Below are 18,309 nucleotides of genomic sequence, written 5' to 3'. Positions count from 1 at the left end.
GCACCCCGGACGGCGGGTTCCGTGAAGAGACGCGCTGAACAAGTAGATATATTATAATATGCAATCATCATTGCGAGAGTAATAACCTTACGCCTGCAACTTATAGTATAAGACAAGGCGACGTGCGCCGGTCGCGCGGCATTGTAATATAGATCATTATATGGAGATTGTTCACGCGCAGTTTAAATTCAGAAACCTGCGATATTAATCTGGATCGCCGCGGGCGCAGGCCCGCCGATCTCATGTTTTGCTGGATATGGACGTTGCCGACGGAGCGCAGCAGGGATCAGGCGACCTGCTTGCGGGATGCGTCCTGATTGGTTGCCGGTTTGGGGCCGACCCAGAGCTGGCGCGGCTTGTCTTTGGCGGTGTCGCGCACCCAGACTTCGGCCTGACGCGTGCGGTCGGAGTGCTCGCGGGCCCGCCGGGTGCCGTCGAGGATCGCCTCTTCCTTGGTCCGGAACGGACCGAACGCCTTGCCCTCGAAGTCGACGAACCAGTCGCCCCGCAACTCAATGACGATGTACCAGCATGTATGCATTTGAACGCCTGCCCCCTCGCAGACGTTCATCTTGGTGATTCTCTCCGGCCTGCCCAATCAAAGAACGGGGCATGCCGGGTTAGCCACAGCTTTCGTGGCTGAATGCTGGCCTCAGTACAGCACCACCGAGCGGATACTCTGCCCGGCATGCATGAGCTCGAAGCCCTTGTTGATATCCTCGAGCCGCAGCGTGTGCGTGACCATGGGATCGATTTCGAGCTTGCCGCCCATATACCAGTCGACCATTTTCGGCACGTCGGTCCGGCCCTTGGCGCCGCCGAAGGCCGTGCCCATCCAGGTCCGGCCGGTGACCAACTGGAACGGCCGCGTCGAGATCTCCTGCCCGGCCCCGGCGACGCCGATGACCACCGACTTGCCCCAGCCGCGATGGCTGGCTTCGAGCGCCTGTCGCATCACCGTGGTGTTGCCGGTGCAGTCGAAGGTGTAGTCGGCACCGCCGATCTGGTCGATGCCGCGCTTGGTCATGTTGACCAGATGCGCCACGATATCGCCCTCAATCTCGGTCGGATTGACGAAATGCGTCATCCCGAAGCGCTCGCCCCAGCTCTTCTTGTCGCTGTTGAGATCGACCCCGATGATCATGTCGGCGCCGGCAAGGCGCAGGCCCTGGATGACGTTGAGGCCGATGCCACCGAGGCCGAAGACCACGGCGGTGGCGCCCACTTCCACCTTGGCGGTGTTGAGCACGGCGCCGACGCCGGTGGTGACGCCGCACCCGACATAGAACACCTTGTCGAACGGCGCTTTCGGATCGATCCGGGCCACCGCGATCTCGGGCAGCACGGTGTAGTTCGAAAAGGTCGAGCAGCCCATGTAGTGGAAGATCGGCTGGCCCTTGTAGGAAAAGCGCGAGGTGCCATCGGGCATCAGGCCCTTGCCCTGCGTGGCGCGGATGGCGGTGCAAAGATTGGTCTTGCCCGAGAGGCACGACGCGCATTGCCGGCATTCGGGCGTATAGAGCGGAATGACATGGTCACCCACCGCCACCGAGGTGACGCCGGCCCCGACCTCGACCACCACGCCCGCGCCTTCATGGCCGAGGATGGACGGAAACAGGCCCTCCGGATCGGCACCCGACAGCGTGAACTCGTCGGTGTGGCAGATGCCGGTCGCCTTGATCTCGATCAGCACCTCGCCGGCCTTGGGACCCTCCAGGTCGACCTCGACGATCTCGAGGGGCTTTCCGGCTTCAAAGGCGACGGCGGCGCGACTTTTCATGGGTTCTTACCTTCAGTGGGGATGAGTGCGGATTGGACGGTCACCCGCCCTGCCCGACGCCACCCGCTCTTGCCGGCCGGCTCAGGCCGGCTTGGAAAACTTGGTCGGGGCGAGGAACTGGCTCGACACATTGCCGACGATCAGCCCGTCGGCCTCGGACTTGGCCCGCGCCGCAATCCATTCCGGATCGGCGAGAAAGGCCGCCCAGCGTTGCTCGCGGTCGGCCATCGACTCCCAGCGGATCATGTAGGTGAGATCGTTGCTCGATCCGCCCACAGCCGTCGTCCAGAAGCCGGCCTGCACGATGCCGTGCCGCTCCCAGATCCTGAGCGTGTCGGTTTCGAAACGCTTGAGCAGCGCCGGCAGGCGCCCGGGCAGGCAGGTATAGATGCGAAGTTCGTAGATCACGATGTATCCATGTGTTCGAAAAAGAACGGCGGCCGGAGGCCACCGCTCACAGGCCCGATGGGCGAGACTCAGCGCGCGAAGGGGACCGAAGCGGTCAGCACGTCGCCGGATTCGTTGAACTCGACCTCGAAGTCGACGGTGATGGTGTCGGCCACCAGCATGATCTTGGAACCGATGCGCACATTGTTGCCGCCGCGGTCGACCTGCTTTTCCGAGAGGTTGAAACTGATGGTCTCACCCTTCTTCTGGCCTACGGCGAGACCGGTAAAGCCGGCATTCGAGCTCATGGCCGCCTGGTAGCGCTGCGACTTGTCGTCAAAGGCAATGGTGCCGCTGATCGACAGCGTCATATCCACCAGCGTGCAACGACCGGCGTAGTTGATCTTGGCCTGGTTGCCCTTGGACACCGTCAGGCGACACCGGAATGATTCGGGCTGCTGGCCCCCGACCAACGCTCCCGAGCCCTTCCAGCTGCCAATATAGGATGTCAGCAGGTCGAGTTCCGACTGGCCAGCATGGACAGGAGCCGCTGCCAGCCCCGACATCAGCAAGGCTGCGGCCATGCCCGCGACCTGAATACCCTTTTTCAACATTCGAACGTCCTCCACTGGCGTTGCCGCGTTTCCATCATCCGTGCATTCTGCAACAATTGGTTGATGAGTTTAGTGACCATTTGACTCGCCCCGGCCCGTCATACCAGACATCAGTCTGTGACCGAAGGGGTCGCGTCAGGTTGCGTTGTACCGAACGAGCGTCCGGCGGCCCAATTGCCGTCTTCGATTTCATTCAACAACAAGTTGCATTATGGCCCGTAAGCCCAAAATCTCTGCCAGCACTGCCACTATAACAGAACCGATCATTTCCGTTTCGGCAGTGAACTACACTCTGGAGATTGCAGGCAAGCCTCTGCACATCCTCAAACACGTAGATTTGCGCGTCGATCCGGCCGATGTGGTGGCCATCGTCGGCCCGTCGGGTAGCGGCAAGACATCGCTGCTCATGCTCCTGGCCGGGCTGGAACGCCCGACTTCCGGAGAGATCATGGTCGCCGGGCACAATCTCAAGGGGCTTTCCGAGGATGATCTGGCGATGTTCCGGCGCCACACCCTGGGCATTGTCTTCCAGAGCTTTCACCTGATTCCGTCGCTGACCGCGCTCGACAATGTCGGGCTGGCGCTTGAGATCGCCAGCCCCGAGCTGTCGCTGCACGAGGTCCGCAAGCAGGCGACCGAGGCCCTGACCGCGGTCGGGCTCGGCGACCGGCTCGATCACCGTCCCTCGGCCCTCTCGGGTGGCGAGCAGCAGCGCGTCGGTCTCGCCCGCGCCATGATCGCCAGACCGCGCCTCCTGCTGGCTGACGAACCCACCGGCAATCTCGACCAGGTCACCGGCGCCCGCGTCGTCGAACTGATGTTCGACCTGGCGCGCAAGCAGGGCACCGCGGTGGTGCTCATCACCCACGACCCCGAACTCGCGGCCCGTGCCGACCACGTCTACACCATGACGTTGGGCGAACTGACTGAAACCGTCACGGAACCCGCCTGATGGGCGCCGTGCTCGCGGCCGTCCGCATCGGCCTCAAGGATATGCGCGGCGATCTCCGCCGCTTCGGCCTGCTCGTGGCCTGCCTGGCGGTCGGTACGGCGCTGATCGCCGGCGTCAGCTCGGTGGGGGCCAGCATCCGCCAGGCCGTCGAACAGGATGCCGCGCTGATCATGGGCGGCGATGTCGAGCTGTCGCGCACCGATCGCCCCGCCACGCCGGCCGAACTCGACGTGATGGGCAGCTTTGGCCGACTGTCGACCGTCATCGACACCAATGTGCGCGCCGAAATGGGCGACAACAGCGCCTTTGTCGATCTGATCTCGATCAACGAGAGCTATCCGCTGCTCGGCACCGTCGGCAGCCCGAAACTGCCGCTCGACCAGAGCGTCTACGACTTCCTCGCCATCCGTGACGGCGTGCCGGGCGCACTGGTGGGTGCCCTGATGCTCGACCAGCTCAACATTCAGGTCGGCGACAACTTCCAGCTCGGCGGCACGCAGTTCGAGGCGCGCGGCATCCTCACCAGCCTGCCCGACTCGGCCGTACGCGGTTTCCGCCTCGGCCTGCCGGCGCTCATCACCATCGATGGCCTGGCGCTGCTCTCCGACCGGACCTCGCCGCTGCCCGGCCTCGGCACCTGGTTCCGCTACAAGGTGCTGCTCAACGACGGCACCGATGTCGAAGCGGGCAAGCTTGGCCTCGAGGAGGCGCTCGGCGACGCCGGCTGGACCGTCCGCTCGGCTCGCGACGGCCTTGGCCCGATGGTCCGCTACTATGACCTGTTCATGCGCTTCCTGGTGATCGTCGGTCTCGCTTCGCTGCTGATCGGCGGCGTCAGTGTGTGGACCAGCATTTCCGCCTATATTGCCGAGCGGAGCGCCGTGATTGCCGTGCTGCGCTCGATGGGCGCCGGCCGTTCGCGCATCTTCATCCACTTTGCCGCCCAGGTCGCCACCCTTGCCGCCATCGGCGTCGGTATCGGCCTGCTGGTCGGCGCCAGCATAGCGCTGCTCGCGCTGCCGGCCGTCGCCAAGGCCGTCGGCATCAGCCTGGCTCCGGCGCTGCACATCCAGCCGCTGGCCGTGGCCGTCGGCGTCGGACTGCTCACCGCCTTTGCCTTTTCCTATGTGCCGCTGGTGCAGGCCCAGAGCTTCAGTCCGGTGCTGCTGTTCCGCTCCAAGGGCCTCGCCGCGCCGCCGGTGGACTGGCGCAGGCTGCTGCTGTCGGGACGCGTGCTGCCGCTGGTGTTCGCTGCCGCCGCCTTCTTCTGGCTGGCCGTGCTGATGACCGGGGACGCCCTGCTGGTGACCGCCTTCGCCGCGGTCAGCGTCATCGCGGTTTTCGTCTTCCGCATCGCCATCGTCGGCGCCACCTGGGTGCTGTCGCGCCTGCCCGAGCCGAAAAACCGCACCATCCGCCATGCCCTGCGTGATGCCGCGAGCCCCGGCTCGAACGCGCCGTCGGTCGTCGTTTCGGTCGCCATGGCGCTCGCCATGCTGGTGGTGGTGCTGGCGCTGGAGGTGAACCTGCGCAAGGAATATCTCGGCGCTTCGGTCTTTGATGCCCCGACTCTGGTGGCCTCGGACCTCTTCGAGGACGAAGTCGAAACCCTGCAGACCATGAAGGCCGAGGGCAATGACATCACCGCTTTCACCGCCACCCCGATGCTGCGCGGCTCGCTGCTCTCGATCAACGGCACGCCGGTCAGTGCCGTCCGCAGCCGCGGCCCTGAAGCGCTGTTCCTGCTCGGCGGCGAAGTCCCGATGACCTTCCGGCAGGAACTGCCCGACACCTCCAAGGTGGTGGAAGGCGAATGGTGGGCCGATGCCTATGCCGGTCCGCCGCTGGTCTCGCTGCACCAGAGCCTGCGCAGCGGACTGGGCGTCAAGCTTGGCGACGAACTGACCTTCGACTTCTTCGGCGACGCGGTGACGGCGCAGGTTGCCAATTTCCGCGACTATTCCTGGCAGGGCGGCATCGATTTCCTCGCCACCTTCTCGCCCGGCGTGCTCGAGAACTATCCCTCGACCCTGCTCGGCGCCGTGACCGCGGCGCGCGGCGCCGAGGAGACGGTGGAGCGCAGCCTCGCCATCGCCCTGCCCGATGTCCGCTTTGTCGCCATCGGCCAGACGCTCGAACTGATCACCACGGCGCTCAGCCAGCTGTCGCTGGCCGCCTCGCTGGTCGGCGGACTGGCGGTCAGCAATGGCCTGCTGGTGCTGATCGGCAGCCTCGCCACCGGCCGGCGCCAGCGCCAGGCCGATGCGGTGATCAACAAGGTGCTCGGCGCCCGGCGGTTCGAAGTGATCGCCGTCAACGTCCTGCACTTCGTCGTCCTCGCTGCCTTTGCCGCGATCCTTGCGACGCCGCTGGGGATCGGGCTGGCCTGGGTGCTGACGATGGTGATGCTCGATGTCGATTTCACCGTCGACTTCCTCACCATATCGGCCGTCGATCTCGGCGCCATCGCCATCACCGGACTGCTCGGCGCCACCACGATCTACAAGGCGCTGTCGATCCGCCCGGCCTACCTGCTGCGCGATCTCTGAGCGGTCGCGATTGCGAACAAAACGCGAATGGGGCGTAATGGCACCCCATTCGCCGGAAACAATTCGCTTGTGCTCGATACGCCGACCTACCTCGAAAAACTGAACCCCGAGCAGCGGCGCGCCGTCGAGCATCTGGGCGGTCCGCTGCTGGTGATCGCTGGCGCCGGATCGGGCAAGACCAACACGCTTGCGCATAGGGTGGCGCATCTGGTGGTCAACGGCGCCGACCCGCGCCGCATCCTGCTGATGACCTTTTCGCGCCGCGCTGCCGCCGAAATGACACGCCGCGTCGAACGCATTGCCGGACAGGTGATGGGCACCAGCACGGGCGCGGTCGCCGAGGCGCTGACCTGGTCGGGCACCTTTCACGGCATCGGCGCCCGGCTGCTGCGCGAGTTCTCCCAGCAGATCGGGCTCGATCCGGCCTTCACCATCCATGACCGCGAGGACTCGGCCGACCTCATCAACCTGCTGCGCCATGAGCTTGGCTTTTCCGAAGCCAAGACGCGCTTTCCCGCCAAGAACACCTGCCTCGCCGTCTATTCGCGCGTCGTCAACGCCGAAGCCGATCTCGACGACGTACTGAAAACCAGCTTCCCCTGGGTGGCGACCTGGACAAGTGCGTTGCGCGATCTGTTCGGCGCCTATGTCGAGGCCAAGCAGCGCCAGAACGTCCTCGATTACGATGACCTGCTGCTCTACTGGGCGGCGATGATGAAGGCGGAGCCGATCGCCGCCGAACTCGGCGCCCGCTTCGACCATGTGCTGGTTGACGAATACCAGGACACCAACCGGCTGCAGTCCTCGGTGCTGCTGGCACTCAAGCCCGGGGGTCAAGGCCTGACGGTGGTCGGCGACGACGCACAGTCGATCTACTCGTTCCGTGCCGCCACGGTGCGCAACATTCTCGACTTCCCGCAGAGCTTCAATCCGGCCGCCGACATCGTCACGCTCGATCGCAACTATCGCTCGACCCAGCCGATCCTCAGCGCTGCCAACGCCGTGATCGGCGAAGCCAGCGAGCGCTTCACCAAAAACCTCTGGACCGAGCGCTTGTCCGAGGACAGGCCGCGTCTGGTCACCGTGCGCGACGAGACCGACCAGGCAAAGTATGTCGTGGAAAAGGTGCTCGAAGGCCGCGAGGGTGGGCTGACGCTCAAGCAGCAGGCGGTGCTGTTCCGCTCGTCCAGCCATTCGGGCGCCGTCGAGATCGAACTCACCCGCCGCAATATCCCCTTCGTCAAATTCGGCGGGCTGAAATTCCTCGATGCGGCGCATGTGAAGGACCTGATGGCGCTGCTGCGCTGGGTGGAAAACCCGCGCGACCGGGTGGCCGGCTTCCGCATCCTCAACCTGCTGCCGGGGATCGGTCCGGGCTCGGCCGGCAAGGTGCTCGACGCCATGGCAGCGGCGCCCGAGCCGATGAGCCAGCTCACCCAGACGCCGGCACCGCCACGCGCCACCGAAAACTGGCCGGGCCTTGTCGCGGTGATGGATCAGCTCGTCACCCGCAGCGCCGGCTGGCCGGCTGAACTCGAGCACGCCCGCGCCTGGTACGAACCGCTGATGGACAATGTCTATGAGGACGCCGAGGCGCGGAAGGCCGATCTGGCGCAGCTGCTGCAGATTGCCGCCGGCTATCCGAGCCGCGAACGCTTCCTTACCGAGCTGACGCTCGACCCGCCCGATGCCACCAGCGATCAGGCCGGCGTGCCACTGCTCGACGAGGACTATCTGATCCTCTCGACCATCCATTCGGCCAAGGGGCAGGAATGGAAATCGGTGCATGTGCTCAACGTCACCGATGGCGGCATTCCCTCGGACCTCGGCACCGGCTCGACGCATGAACTCGAAGAAGAGCGCCGACTGCTCTACGTCGCCATGACCCGGGCCCGCGACGAACTGCACCTGCTGGTGCCGCAGCGCTTTTTCGTGCCGCAGCAGAGCCATCACGGCGACCGCCACGTCTATGCGCAGCGCAGCCGCTTCATCACCAAGGCCATGCTGCCGCTGTTCGACGACTGCATCTGGCCGGCGCTGAAGCCGCTCGATGGCAGCGCCATCGCCCCGAATGGCCCGCGCATCGATATCGGCGCCCAGCTGCGCGGCATGTGGCAGAAGTGAAAAAACCGGTCGTCATCACCCAGGCGGCGGCCCGCCGCATCTGGCTGCACGCCCAGCGGCTCGACAGCCGCGCCCCGTTCGGCGAGGGGCCCGACGCGACGCGGCTGGCCATCGAGCATCTGGGCTATGTGCAGATCGACACCATCAACGTCATCGAGCGCTGCCACCACCACATCCTGTTTTCACGCATCCCCGCTTATCGACGCGCCGACCTGGCGCAGGCCCAGAGCGTCGACAAGTCGGTGTTCGAATACTGGACCCATGCGCTGGCCTATGTGCCGGTGCGCGACCTGCCCTTCTATCTCGACACCATGAAACAGCATCGGGCCGAGCCGATGCGCTGGTATGCCGACGCCAGTCCCGACGATCTGAAAAAGCTGCTGCGTCAGATCCGCAAGGACGGGGCACTGTCGATCCGCGACATCGACACCGATGAACTGGTGGAAAAGGATCATCTCTGGGGTAGCCGCAAACCCTCCAAGCGGGTGCTGCAATATGGCTTCTACAGCGGCGAACTGGCCATTTCCGCCCGCACCGGCATGCTCAAGACCTATGAGCTGACCGGCCGCCATTTCGGCTGGCCGCCGCGGCCCCGCGCCGCCAGCCAAAAACAGGTGCAGACCTATCTCCTCGATCGCGCTCTGCGCGCCCATGGCCTGATCAACGGCGCATCGGTCATGTACCCCCGCTCGCGCTTCACCCCGGAGATTGCCGCGGAGGTCGAGCGCCGCGTCCGCCGGAAGAAGCTGGTGCCGGTGACCATCGAGGATGGTGACGGCATGACCTACTACGCCACGCCCGAAGCGCTCGAAGCCGCATTGCCGGCGGCGGAGCTGACGCACATCCTCTCGCCCTTTGATCCACTGATCATCCAGCGCCAGCGCACCGCGCGCCTTTTCGGCTATGACCATGTGTTCGAGGCCTATGTGCCCAGGGACAAGCGCAAGTTTGGCTACTTCACCCTGCCGGTGCTGGTGGGCGACGAGATCGTCGCTGCACTCGATCTCAAGACCGACCGTGCTGCCGGCAAGCTGCTGATCCAGGCCTGGCACTGGGTGGGCAAGGGCAACGCGACACACAAAGCAGCCATCGATGACGAGCTGGGCCGCTTCGAGCGCTTTCAACTGGGGGATTGAGGAGCTGGTGCCTGTCCGGCTCCCCTTGAGCGGAGGGGCTTGGGGGTGGCGGTCTATTATCGAGGGCCGCACCACCCCCCTCCCGGCCTCCCCCTCAAGGGGGGAGGTGTGGCGCGGTGTGTGGGCCAGGTCTTTACTTTGCGCGGACGCGAAACCCGTATTCGTCGAGCACCAGCTCGGCCTGTGCCGCCGAAATCACCGCGCCGCGGAACCGCGTGCGGTCGCGCAGCAGGTTGAGCCCGCCCAGGTCGGCGCCGCGCAGATCGGCATTGTGGAACTTCGCGCCCTCGATATTGGCCTCGCGCAGGCTGGAGCGATCAAAGCTCGCATCCCGGAAGTCGCAGCCCGAGAGATCGGCCATGGAGAAATCGATGCCGGCGAGCTTTTCCTTGCGAAACGTCATCTCCGGCAGCCGCGCCGCCACCAGCAGGCAATCGACAAAGCCGATATCGAAAGTGTGCACCTTGGCGAAATCGACGCCCGTCAGCTTGCAGGCCTTGAACCGGGTCGAGGTCAGGGTGGCACCGTGAAAGCTGCCATTGTTGAAGTCGCAATCGGCAAACTGCACTTCGGTGCAATTGCTGCCCGAAAAGTCCGCCTTGGGGCCGCGGCAATGGTCGAAGCGGGCGAACTCCAGCGTGGCCCCGGTAAAATCGGTTTCGGCCAGCGAGCAGCGCTCGAAGACAAATGACGAGAGATCGAGACCCTTGAGATCGGCCTCGTCCAGCGTGCAGTTGACGAGGTGCAGATCCTCGCCGGTGCGCGCTTCCAGGTCGGAGCGGCTGAGGGTCTGATCAGAGAACTCGGTGCGAGCGTGGCCATGCCCCGCTTCTATCGCCCTGCCCCGAAAACGCAAACGGCGCCCCTCGCGGAGCGCCGTCTGCTGTCACTTGTGTCGCCTGTAGGGCTGCCGCTTAGTTGAAGCGGTAGCGGACTGTACCGCGCAGCTCGTGAATGAAGGCGTCACGGATATTGATCGGATCGCTGAGATCGCCATTGTTGATCTGCGGCATGTAGATCCCGCGGTAGCCGATATCGGCCACTGCTGCACCCATGTCATAGGTCAGACCGGTCATGACGGCACCAGCGCCGGTGATACCAGTTCCGGTCGGATCGGGGGACGGACCGACATCGGCGATTTCGTAGTGGGCGAAGCCGAGGCCGCCACCGACATAGGCACCAAAGCCGCCAGCTGCCGAGCCCATGCCGCCGCCCAGACCGAAGTCATAATAGACGTTGGCGAGAGCCACGGTGGAACGCAGGCGGAAGGTCGAGGTCCCCGGCGCGACGATCGTGCCGTAGAGGCCTTCGTTCTGCAGATAGTCGAGAGTCACGTCGGTCCGGAGACCGTCGCCGAATTCGTAGCCGATACCGGCACCGAAGGAGTAGCCCCAGCCGGCTCTTTCGAAATTATACGGACCAGCCGGCGTACAAACGCAGACCACGTTGAAGTCACGGGCCCACGCCATGTTACCGGCGACGCTGCCGCGCAGGTAGAAGCCGCCCTGCAGGCCATAGTCGACATCCGGCACTTCGATGTCCGGATAGTAGGGCATGTCGGCCGCCATTGCAGCGGGCGCGACGAAGAGGGTCGAGAGACCCACCAAGATCAGAGCCAAGAATTTACGCATGAACAAGTTCCTTTTGCCACGACGACACCAGTCGAGTGACAACCACTATCAGCGCATTTCCTTAAATCTCACTTAACCCTAAGATTTAACCCTAACCGGGGGTGAATCGGGGCTCGAATACTTAATACCCGTTAGGAAGTCTTGACGATTGGTTGACGTCAACTGCGCCCGGCAGTCGTGCCCGGACGGTGCCCGGCTCAGGCGACCTGCTTGATGGTGCTGACGATTTCGGCCACCACGGCCTGCACGAGACCGCTGTCATCGCTCTCGGCCATGACCCGGACCACCGGCTCGGTCCCGGACTCGCGGATCACCAGCCGACCGGTCGTGCCCAGCCGCGCCTTGCTCTCGGCAATCACCTGCACCACCAGTTTGTGGTCGAGCGGCTTGCCCGACTTGAAGCGCACGCTTTCGAGCAGCTGCGGCACCCTCTCGAAGCGATGGCAGATTTCCGACACCGGCTTGTCGACCTGCTTGAGCACGGCCAGCAGCTGCAGCGCCGCTACCAGGCCGTCGCCCGTCGTGGTGAAATCGGAGAGGATGATATGTCCGGACTGTTCGCCGCCGACATTGAAGCCCTTGGCGCGCATCGCCTCGAGCACATAGCGGTCGCCCACCTGGGTGCGTTCGAGGCTGAGCCCGATGCCGTCCAGATAGCGCTCGAGCCCGAGATTGCTCATCACCGTGGCGACGAGCCCGCCGCCCAGCAACTGCCCGCGTTCGTGCCAGGACTGGGCAATCACTGCCATGAACTGGTCGCCGTCGACCTCTTCGCCCTTCTCGTCGATGATGATGACGCGATCGGCGTCGCCATCGAGCGCAATGCCGACATCGGCACGCACTTCCTTGACCTTGGCGCGGATCGCCTCGGTGGCGGTCGAACCGACCTTGTCATTTATGTTGAAGCCGTCCGGCTCGGCGCCGATGGTGAAGACTTCCGCCCCCAGTTCCCACAGTGCGATCGGCGCCACCTTGTAGGCAGCGCCATTGGCGCAATCGAGCACCACCCGCAGGCCGGTCAGGTCGACATTCTTGGGCAGGGTCCGCTTGGCATATTCGATATAGCGCGTGCGGGCTTCCTCGTCGCGGTGGGCGCGGGCAATCTCGCGGCCCTGCGACAGGTACTTGGACATGTCGCTGTCCATCATCTTCTCGATGTCGGACTCGACGGCATCGGAGAGCTTGTAGCCGTCCGGGCGGAAGAGCTTGATGCCATTGTCCTCGAACGGATTGTGCGAGGCCGAGATCATCACCCCGAGATCGGCGCGCAACGAGCGCGTCAGCATGGCGACGGCCGGCGTCGGCATCGGCCCCAGCAGGTAGACGTCCATGCCCACGGCGGTAAAGCCGGCGGTCAGTGCGCTTTCGATCATGTAGCCCGAGCGGCGGGTATCCTTGCCGATCACCACCCGGTTGCGGTGGTCACCGCGCACGAAGGTCAGCCCGGCCGCCATGCCCACGCGCATCGCCAGGTCCGGCGTCAGCTTGGCGCCATTGGCGAGCCCGCGCACACCGTCGGTGCCGAAGTATTTCCGTGCCATGAATCAGACCCTCGAATTTTCGGCGCAGTATATCGCCGGCGGCGTGAACGCCAAACCCTATAGCCGACCGCAGTTAATAGTCGAAGAGGGCTGCAGCGGGGCAAAACAGGCGCACAGACAAAAAAGGGCCGCTCCGAAGAGCGGCCCTTGCTGGATCAGGTGCCGGGCTGCGGTTCCGGCGGCGCGTCAGGCGTCGGATCGGACCGCTTCTTGCCGGGCTTGCCGGCGGAGGGGACCCCCGAGGCCTTGGGCGTCGAGTCGTCGTCGGTATTGCGGATGGGTGCCTGCCCGTCCATCAGGCCGCGGATCTCGTCGCCGGTGAGCGTCTCGTACTCGATCAGCGCCTTGGCGATGGTATGGAGATCATCGATATTGTCGCGGATCACCGTCTGTGCCGTCTGGTAGCCTTCCTCGACGAAGCGCTTGATCTCGGCATCGACCACCTGCTGGGTCTCGTCCGACATGTGCGTCTGACGCTGCATCATCGAGCGACCGAGGAACACCTCGTCCTGGTTGTCGCCATAGAGCAGCGGACCAAGCTTGTCGGACATGCCCCATTCGGTGGCCATGGCGCGGGCTAGGCCCGTTGCCATCTTGATGTCGGCGGAGGCGCCCGAGGTGACCTTGTCGTAGCCGAAGATCTCTTCCTCGGCGACACGGCCACCCATGGCAACCGCGAGATCGGCATAGGCCTTGCGGCGGGTCAGCGACACCTGATCGCGCTCCGGCAGACGCATCACCATGCCCAGCGCGCGACCGCGCGGGATGATGGTGGCCTTATGGATCGGATCGGACGCGTCCATCTTGATCGCCAGCAGGGCGTGCCCGGCCTCGTGATAGGCGGTGAGCTTCTTGTCTTCCTCGGTCAGGCTGAGGGTGCGGCGCTCGGCGCCCATCATCAGCTTGTCCTTGGCGTCCTCGAACTCGGACATGGTGACGAAGCGCTTGTTGCGGCGGGCCGCCAGCAGCGCCCCCTCGTTGACGAGGTTCATGAGGTCAGCACCCGAAAAGCCGGGCGTACCGCGTGCCAGCACCTTGAGATCGACGTCGGGCGCCAGCGGCACCTTGCGGACGTGAACCTTGAGGATCTTCTCGCGGCCCTGCACGTCGGGGTTCGGCACCACGACCTGACGGTCGAAGCGGCCGGGACGCAGCAATGCGGGGTCGAGCACGTCGGGGCGGTTGGTCGCGGCGATGAGGATGATGCCCTCGTTCGCCTCGAAGCCATCCATCTCGACCAGCAGCTGGTTGAGCGTCTGCTCACGTTCGTCGTTGCCGCCACCCAGTCCCGCACCACGATGCCGGCCGACCGCATCGATTTCGTCGATGAAGATGATGCACGGGGCGTTCTTCTTGGCCTGCTCGAACATGTCGCGCACGCGGCTAGCGCCGACACCGACGAACATTTCGACGAAGTCGGAACCCGAAATGGTGAAGAACGGCACATTGGCTTCGCCGGCCACCGCACGGGCGATCAGCGTCTTACCGGTACCCGGCGGGCCAACCAGCAGCACGCCACGCGGAATCTTGCCGCCCAGGCGCTGGAACTTGCCCGGATCGCGGAGGAACTCGACGATTTCCTCGAGGTCCTGCTTGGCCTCGTCGACGCCGGCGACATCCTCGAAGGTGATCTTGCCCTGCGCTTCGGTCAGCAGCTTGGCGCGCGACTTGCCAAAGCCCATCGCGCCACCGCGGCCGCCACCCTGCATCTGCCGGATGAAGAAGAACCACACGCCGATGATGACGATGAACGGCAGCCAGCTCGACAGCAGGATCGACCAGAACGGGCTCGATTCCGGCGCCCGTGCCGTGATCTGCACGCCGCGGTCTTCGAGCCGCGAAATGATGTCGGCGCCGTCCGGCAGCACGGTCTCGAACCGCGAGCCGTCGGTCAGCGTGCCGGACACCACATTGTCGGTGATCGTCACGGTCGTCACGCGACCGGAGTCAACGTCGGTCACGAACTGGCTGTAGCTCTTGTCGGCGACCGAGATTGATCGGGTCGACGACTGGAAGACCTGGAACAGGCCCATCAACATGAAGAGGATGACCAGCCAGATGGCGAAATTTCGGAAGTTGACGTTCATCAAACCTGTCCTGGGAGGTGCCGGCGACACGGGAAGCGCCAGTAATTAGGGCGAATGTAGGCCTGCCAGTATGGCCTTACAAGGGCGAGTCCGGCCCAAGAGGTGCGGCCGTTTGGACAAAAAGTCGAGATAGCTTGCGCCTACGCAGCTAATAGCCCGTCACACTGAACTGGCCTGCCGCCGGCGCTCTGCCGCCGCAGCACGGCCGGCCTCGCGGCTCATGGTGATCGTCTCGCCGTCTGAATCGATGATGCAGCCATGCAGCGTGACCTTGCAGGGCTGCAGGATCAGCCTGTCGGTGAGGCTTTCGACCGCTCCCAGCGCATGCGGCTTGCGGGCCCCGCCGACGCGGTCGAGGGCCCGGCCGATCACCCGCACCGCCACCGCATGCGGCAACGCCCGCAGCCAGTGCCGGTCGATCGACACCGCGTGCTGGCCATCGCTGATCGGCACCTCCGCAAAGGCCCGGCTGGCAAGGTTTTCGAGAGCCCGGTCGGCATCGCGCATACGGTCAGCGAAGCGTCCCAGCCGCGTCGCATCGAGCCCGAGTTCGGCCAGCATCGGCATGACCTGGCGCCAGCGCACCCGCTCGTAGTCGAGATCGGTGTTGGATGGATCGGCAACAGCCGTCAGCCCGGCCTCGGCCACCACCTGCTTCAGCTGCGCGGGATCGATGGCCAGGAGGGGCCGCACGATGGTGAGGTCGCCCACATCGCTGAAATAGTCCATGCCGCGCAGCCCTTCGATGCCGCTGCCATGGGCAAGCCGCATCAGCACCGTCTCGGCCTGGTCGCCCAGATGGTGCGCCGTCAGCAGCACCGGCACGCCGTCCTCGCGCATGGCCTGTGCAAAAAGTCCGTAGCGCGCCTCGCGCGCCGCCTGCTGCACGCCGCTGTGCGGCTTGTCGCCGTCCCAGCGCAGGCCGCGCGCCACAAACCCGAGCCGGGTCGCCTCGGCAACCACGAAGGCCACCTCGTCCCGCGCCTCGGGGCGCAGGCCGTGATCCACCGAATAGACGAAGAAGCGGCGGCGTGCTTCAGGCTCTGTGGCGTATCGGGCCGCCAGCAGCATCAGCGCCAGACTGTCTGCCCCGCCGGAGACGGCCAGCCCCAGCCGGGGATAGTCGTCCAGTGGCGCAAACAGCGCCACCGGATCGATCAGGCCGGGCATTGTGCCTTGGACTTTTCCTGCGCCAGCCGCTGCTTGAAGGCAGCAGACAGATCGAGGAAGCGCTTTTCCAGCGTCACGAACGTGCGGCAGGCGAGCTCCTGCTGCTCGGTGCCGTTGAGCGCCACGCCCAGTTTGAGCATGAGATCGGGTGCACGTCTGGTGCTCTCGAACTTCTTGTAGCCCTCGGCCAGCACCAGCGCCGCATCCTCGTACTGCCCCTGCTGGATCAGCGCCTCGCCGAGCCAGTTGGTGGCATCGGGCGCCTGCGGGTCGTCGGGATAGAGCGCCACGAACTGCTCGAACTGCTCCTGGGCGAACACATAGTCGCCCTTCACGATCGCGTCATAGCCCGCATCATACTGGGCCCGCGCGTCGCCGCTGCTGACCTGCGAGCCGCTGTCGAAGGTCAGATCCAGCGGCCGGCTGCCACCCAGATCCACGGACTCATCGAGCGCCCCCAGCGTGCCATTGCCGCCATTGATCAGCGGATCCTGGGACTCGCCCAGTTCGAAATCCATCGGCTGATCGTTGAGGGCCGGCAATCCCTGCGGATCGACCGGCAGCTGCTGGATGGAGCCCGTCTCGGTTTCGGTCTGCGGCAACTGCGGCGCCGGTGCGGCGCCGAGGTCAGTTGCCGCTTGCGGTTTTTTTCCGGCACCGCCTTCCAGCTGCTGGAACCGGAACTCGTTGTCCTCGGTCATGCGCTCGATCAGGGTCTGCATCTGGGTCAGCTGGAACTGCAGGCCTTCGATCTGCCCCGTCAGCAGACGGATCTGATCCTGCATTTCCTGGACCTGCACGGCCAGCTGCGCCGTATTCTGGTTTTGCGCCGCCGCCGGGGCGACAAGGCTGAGGGCGAACGCGGCTGCAAGGCAAAGCTGCCTGGCAAGGCGTCCGGCTGGAGAGGCAAGGATCACGTCTGGATCTCCGTCTTGGTACCGGGTGTCGGAAGGTTGGGGTCTGTGCCGAGCAGATAAACCGGAATCTTGGTCAAATCATAGCGTCCAACCGACGCATCGGTCACCCCGCCAGCATCCCCCAAAAGAGAAGACGCCGGACGTCTTTCGACATCCGGCGCCTATGCCTCCAATCGAAGGGGTCAGGTACGCAAGAGACAGAGTGGACTGCCTCTCATCCGTTCCCCGCCGACCGCTATTGTACGACCGTCACAGCACGGCGGTTTTGTGACCAGCACGAGATATCGTTGCAGATGGCCACCGGGCGCTCCTTGCCGAACGACTTCGAGGTGATGCGGCCACCGTTGACGCCCTTCGAGATCAGGTAGTTGACCACCACCGAGGCACGACGTGCGCCCAGCGCGATATTGTACTCGCGCGTCCCGCGCTCGTCGGCATGGCCTTCGATCATGATGCGGTAGTTGCCGTAGCAATTCAGCCAGACGGCCTGCTTTTCGAGCGTCGCCTGTGCCGTGGGGGTAAGGGACGATGAATCGGTCTCGAAGAACACGCGGTCACCGACCGTCACCAGGAATTCCTGCTGGCTGCCCGGGGCACCCTGGCCGGGGCCGAGATTGCCGACGCCGGTCGCCGGGTTGCGCGAACATGCCGCTACGGCGACGACGAGTACGACCAGAGCTGCAGCGCGCAGCAGGCCGATGATGGGCGTTACGGAACGCATCCGTTATTCTCCTAGTCGGAAATATTTGAGTGACCGGTTTTACCGCGCGTTATCTTAAGGCGGCGTTCTCGGACAAGGTTAATTGTTCCGCATTCGGGCCGCAATGTGGCAGGATTCCGGGCTTTTTCGTGGTGTTGCAACAACATCACGGCCACCGTCCCCACAGGGAGCATGGTAAAGAGTTCATGGCCGCCGAGTTTCATAGAGCACAAGCTCGCCCTCCTCCGCATCCATCCGTTGCCCGGCCAGTGCGAAGCCGCACTTTTCCAGCAGACCACGCGAGCTGATAGAGCTGACCGACGTCTCCGCCGTGATCCGATTAACTCGCGCATCCGCAAACGCCTGTGCAACGAGTGTGAGCACAGCCGAGGTCCCTATACCCAGCCGCTGGTACGGTGCCACAATGGAATAGCCGATCTCGACCATGCCCATTTCGTTGGGTGGCCCCTTGTAACCCGCCGTCCCCACCAGCACCTCGGTACCGTCGATCTGCGCCAGGATGTAGTATCCCAACCACGGAGCAAGCTCCGGGTCGCTCCGCAACTGGTCCCGAAACCAGTCCCTGACGCTGGCGTCATTGAACAGCGGCGGCCAGTCGACTGGGCAGCCAACTCCCAGCGTTTCCGCCAAGACATCGGCTCCGGCCGCCTCAGCATCGAGGGCGGCGACCGAAAAAACGACGAGGCGGGTTTGCAAGCCG

Annotated in this window: 16 protein-coding genes; 4 read left to right on the top strand and 12 right to left on the bottom strand. The window is 64.6% G+C overall.

The features are described 5' to 3' along the window. Positions 1–286: 286 nt before the first annotated feature. From AC0L4C_RS09400 to AC0L4C_RS09385, 4 genes are all read right to left on the bottom strand, one after another. Positions 287–541 (bottom strand): hypothetical protein, encoded by a 255-nt coding sequence (locus tag AC0L4C_RS09400; protein WP_473403374.1) that lies wholly within the window; start codon positions 539–541, stop codon positions 287–289. 111 nt (positions 542–652) lie between these two features. After that, the gene (locus AC0L4C_RS09395) at positions 653–1,780 is read right to left on the bottom strand and encodes an S-(hydroxymethyl)glutathione dehydrogenase/class III alcohol dehydrogenase (RefSeq protein ID WP_473403373.1); all 1,128 of its coding nucleotides are present in this window, start codon (positions 1,778–1,780) and stop codon (positions 653–655) included. A gap of 81 nt (positions 1,781–1,861) precedes the next feature. After that, positions 1,862–2,188, bottom strand: a complete 327-nt coding sequence (locus tag AC0L4C_RS09390; RefSeq protein WP_473403372.1) for an NIPSNAP family protein — start codon at positions 2,186–2,188, stop codon at positions 1,862–1,864. 68 nt (positions 2,189–2,256) lie between these two features. After that, positions 2,257–2,781, bottom strand: coding sequence for a heme-binding beta-barrel domain-containing protein (locus AC0L4C_RS09385; protein ID WP_473403371.1), 525 nt, complete (start codon positions 2,779–2,781; stop codon positions 2,257–2,259). 211 nt (positions 2,782–2,992) lie between these two features. Between AC0L4C_RS09385 and AC0L4C_RS09380 the strand changes: the two genes are divergently transcribed. From AC0L4C_RS09380 to AC0L4C_RS09365, 4 genes are read left to right on the top strand one after another with little or no spacing between them, the layout of a single operon-like run. Then, positions 2,993–3,733: an ABC transporter ATP-binding protein gene (locus tag AC0L4C_RS09380; RefSeq protein WP_473403370.1), complete on the top strand. Its 741-nt coding sequence runs from the start codon at positions 2,993–2,995 to the stop codon at positions 3,731–3,733. Continuing rightward, on the top strand, positions 3,733–6,282 hold the full coding sequence (locus AC0L4C_RS09375; protein WP_473403369.1) for an ABC transporter permease: 2,550 nt from the start codon (positions 3,733–3,735) through the stop codon (positions 6,280–6,282). Before AC0L4C_RS09380 ends, AC0L4C_RS09375 begins: the two co-directional genes overlap by 1 nt. A 27-nt stretch (positions 6,283–6,309) precedes the next feature. Next, positions 6,310–8,406, top strand: coding sequence for an ATP-dependent helicase (locus AC0L4C_RS09370; RefSeq protein WP_473403368.1), 2,097 nt, complete (start codon positions 6,310–6,312; stop codon positions 8,404–8,406). After that, positions 8,394–9,542: a winged helix-turn-helix domain-containing protein gene (locus tag AC0L4C_RS09365; protein WP_473403367.1), complete on the top strand. Its 1,149-nt coding sequence runs from the start codon at positions 8,394–8,396 to the stop codon at positions 9,540–9,542. The genes AC0L4C_RS09370 and AC0L4C_RS09365 overlap by 13 nt, the downstream gene beginning before the upstream one ends. A gap of 133 nt (positions 9,543–9,675) precedes the next feature. Here AC0L4C_RS09365 and AC0L4C_RS09360 read toward each other — a convergent pair whose 3' ends face one another. The 8 genes from AC0L4C_RS09360 to AC0L4C_RS09325 form a co-directional block, all read right to left on the bottom strand. Then, the gene (locus AC0L4C_RS09360; protein WP_473403366.1) at positions 9,676–10,398 is read right to left on the bottom strand and encodes a pentapeptide repeat-containing protein; all 723 of its coding nucleotides are present in this window, start codon (positions 10,396–10,398) and stop codon (positions 9,676–9,678) included. A 58-nt stretch (positions 10,399–10,456) separates the two neighbouring features. Further along, positions 10,457–11,173 (bottom strand): hypothetical protein, encoded by a 717-nt coding sequence (locus AC0L4C_RS09355; RefSeq protein ID WP_473403365.1) that lies wholly within the window; start codon positions 11,171–11,173, stop codon positions 10,457–10,459. A 197-nt stretch (positions 11,174–11,370) separates the two neighbouring features. Continuing rightward, positions 11,371–12,714: a phosphoglucosamine mutase gene (gene glmM / locus AC0L4C_RS09350; protein ID WP_473403364.1), complete on the bottom strand. Its 1,344-nt coding sequence runs from the start codon at positions 12,712–12,714 to the stop codon at positions 11,371–11,373. A gap of 155 nt (positions 12,715–12,869) precedes the next feature. Continuing rightward, on the bottom strand, positions 12,870–14,801 hold the full coding sequence (gene ftsH, locus AC0L4C_RS09345; RefSeq protein ID WP_473403363.1) for an ATP-dependent zinc metalloprotease FtsH: 1,932 nt from the start codon (positions 14,799–14,801) through the stop codon (positions 12,870–12,872). 159 nt (positions 14,802–14,960) lie between these two features. Continuing rightward, positions 14,961–15,971 carry a tRNA lysidine(34) synthetase TilS gene (tilS, locus tag AC0L4C_RS09340; RefSeq protein WP_473403362.1) on the bottom strand — a complete coding sequence of 337 codons (1,011 nt, stop codon included), beginning with the start codon at positions 15,969–15,971 and terminating at the stop codon, positions 14,961–14,963. Continuing rightward, positions 15,959–16,888 (bottom strand): tol-pal system protein YbgF, encoded by a 930-nt coding sequence (gene ybgF / locus AC0L4C_RS09335; RefSeq protein ID WP_473403361.1) that lies wholly within the window; start codon positions 16,886–16,888, stop codon positions 15,959–15,961. Before ybgF ends, tilS begins: the two co-directional genes overlap by 13 nt. A gap of 235 nt (positions 16,889–17,123) precedes the next feature. Next, positions 17,124–17,609 (bottom strand): peptidoglycan-associated lipoprotein Pal, encoded by a 486-nt coding sequence (gene pal, locus AC0L4C_RS09330; RefSeq protein ID WP_473403360.1) that lies wholly within the window; start codon positions 17,607–17,609, stop codon positions 17,124–17,126. A gap of 183 nt (positions 17,610–17,792) precedes the next feature. After that, positions 17,793–18,305, bottom strand: coding sequence for a GNAT family N-acetyltransferase (locus AC0L4C_RS09325; RefSeq protein ID WP_473403359.1), 513 nt, complete (start codon positions 18,303–18,305; stop codon positions 17,793–17,795). Positions 18,306–18,309: the final 4 nt, after the last annotated feature.

Source organism: Devosia sp. J20-27 (genome assembly GCF_055808595.1).
The sequence above is the reverse complement of the archived record's forward strand: the minus strand, read 5'-3'. Positions and strand labels throughout refer to the sequence as shown.

What these genes read in the sequence shown, in the direction of transcription:
- AC0L4C_RS09400 (WP_473403374.1), bottom strand. Translation starts at nt 541, where the DNA reads ATGCATACATGCTGGTACATCGTCATTGAGTTGCGGGGCGACTGGTTC.
- AC0L4C_RS09395 (WP_473403373.1), bottom strand. Translation starts at nt 1,780, where the DNA reads ATGAAAAGTCGCGCCGCCGTCGCCTTTGAAGCCGGAAAGCCCCTCGAG.
- AC0L4C_RS09385 (WP_473403371.1), bottom strand. Translation starts at nt 2,781, where the DNA reads ATGTTGAAAAAGGGTATTCAGGTCGCGGGCATGGCCGCAGCCTTGCTG.
- AC0L4C_RS09380 (WP_473403370.1), top strand. Translation starts at nt 2,993, where the DNA reads ATGGCCCGTAAGCCCAAAATCTCTGCCAGCACTGCCACTATAACAGAA.
- AC0L4C_RS09375 (WP_473403369.1), top strand. Translation starts at nt 3,733, where the DNA reads ATGGGCGCCGTGCTCGCGGCCGTCCGCATCGGCCTCAAGGATATGCGC.
- AC0L4C_RS09370 (WP_473403368.1), top strand. Translation starts at nt 6,310, where the DNA reads ATGGGGCGTAATGGCACCCCATTCGCCGGAAACAATTCGCTTGTGCTC.
- AC0L4C_RS09355 (WP_473403365.1), bottom strand. Translation starts at nt 11,173, where the DNA reads ATGCGTAAATTCTTGGCTCTGATCTTGGTGGGTCTCTCGACCCTCTTC.
- glmM (WP_473403364.1), bottom strand. Translation starts at nt 12,714, where the DNA reads ATGGCACGGAAATACTTCGGCACCGACGGTGTGCGCGGGCTCGCCAAT.
- ftsH (WP_473403363.1), bottom strand. Translation starts at nt 14,801, where the DNA reads ATGAACGTCAACTTCCGAAATTTCGCCATCTGGCTGGTCATCCTCTTC.
- tilS (WP_473403362.1), bottom strand. Translation starts at nt 15,971, where the DNA reads ATGCCCGGCCTGATCGATCCGGTGGCGCTGTTTGCGCCACTGGACGAC.
- pal (WP_473403360.1), bottom strand. Translation starts at nt 17,609, where the DNA reads ATGCGTTCCGTAACGCCCATCATCGGCCTGCTGCGCGCTGCAGCTCTG.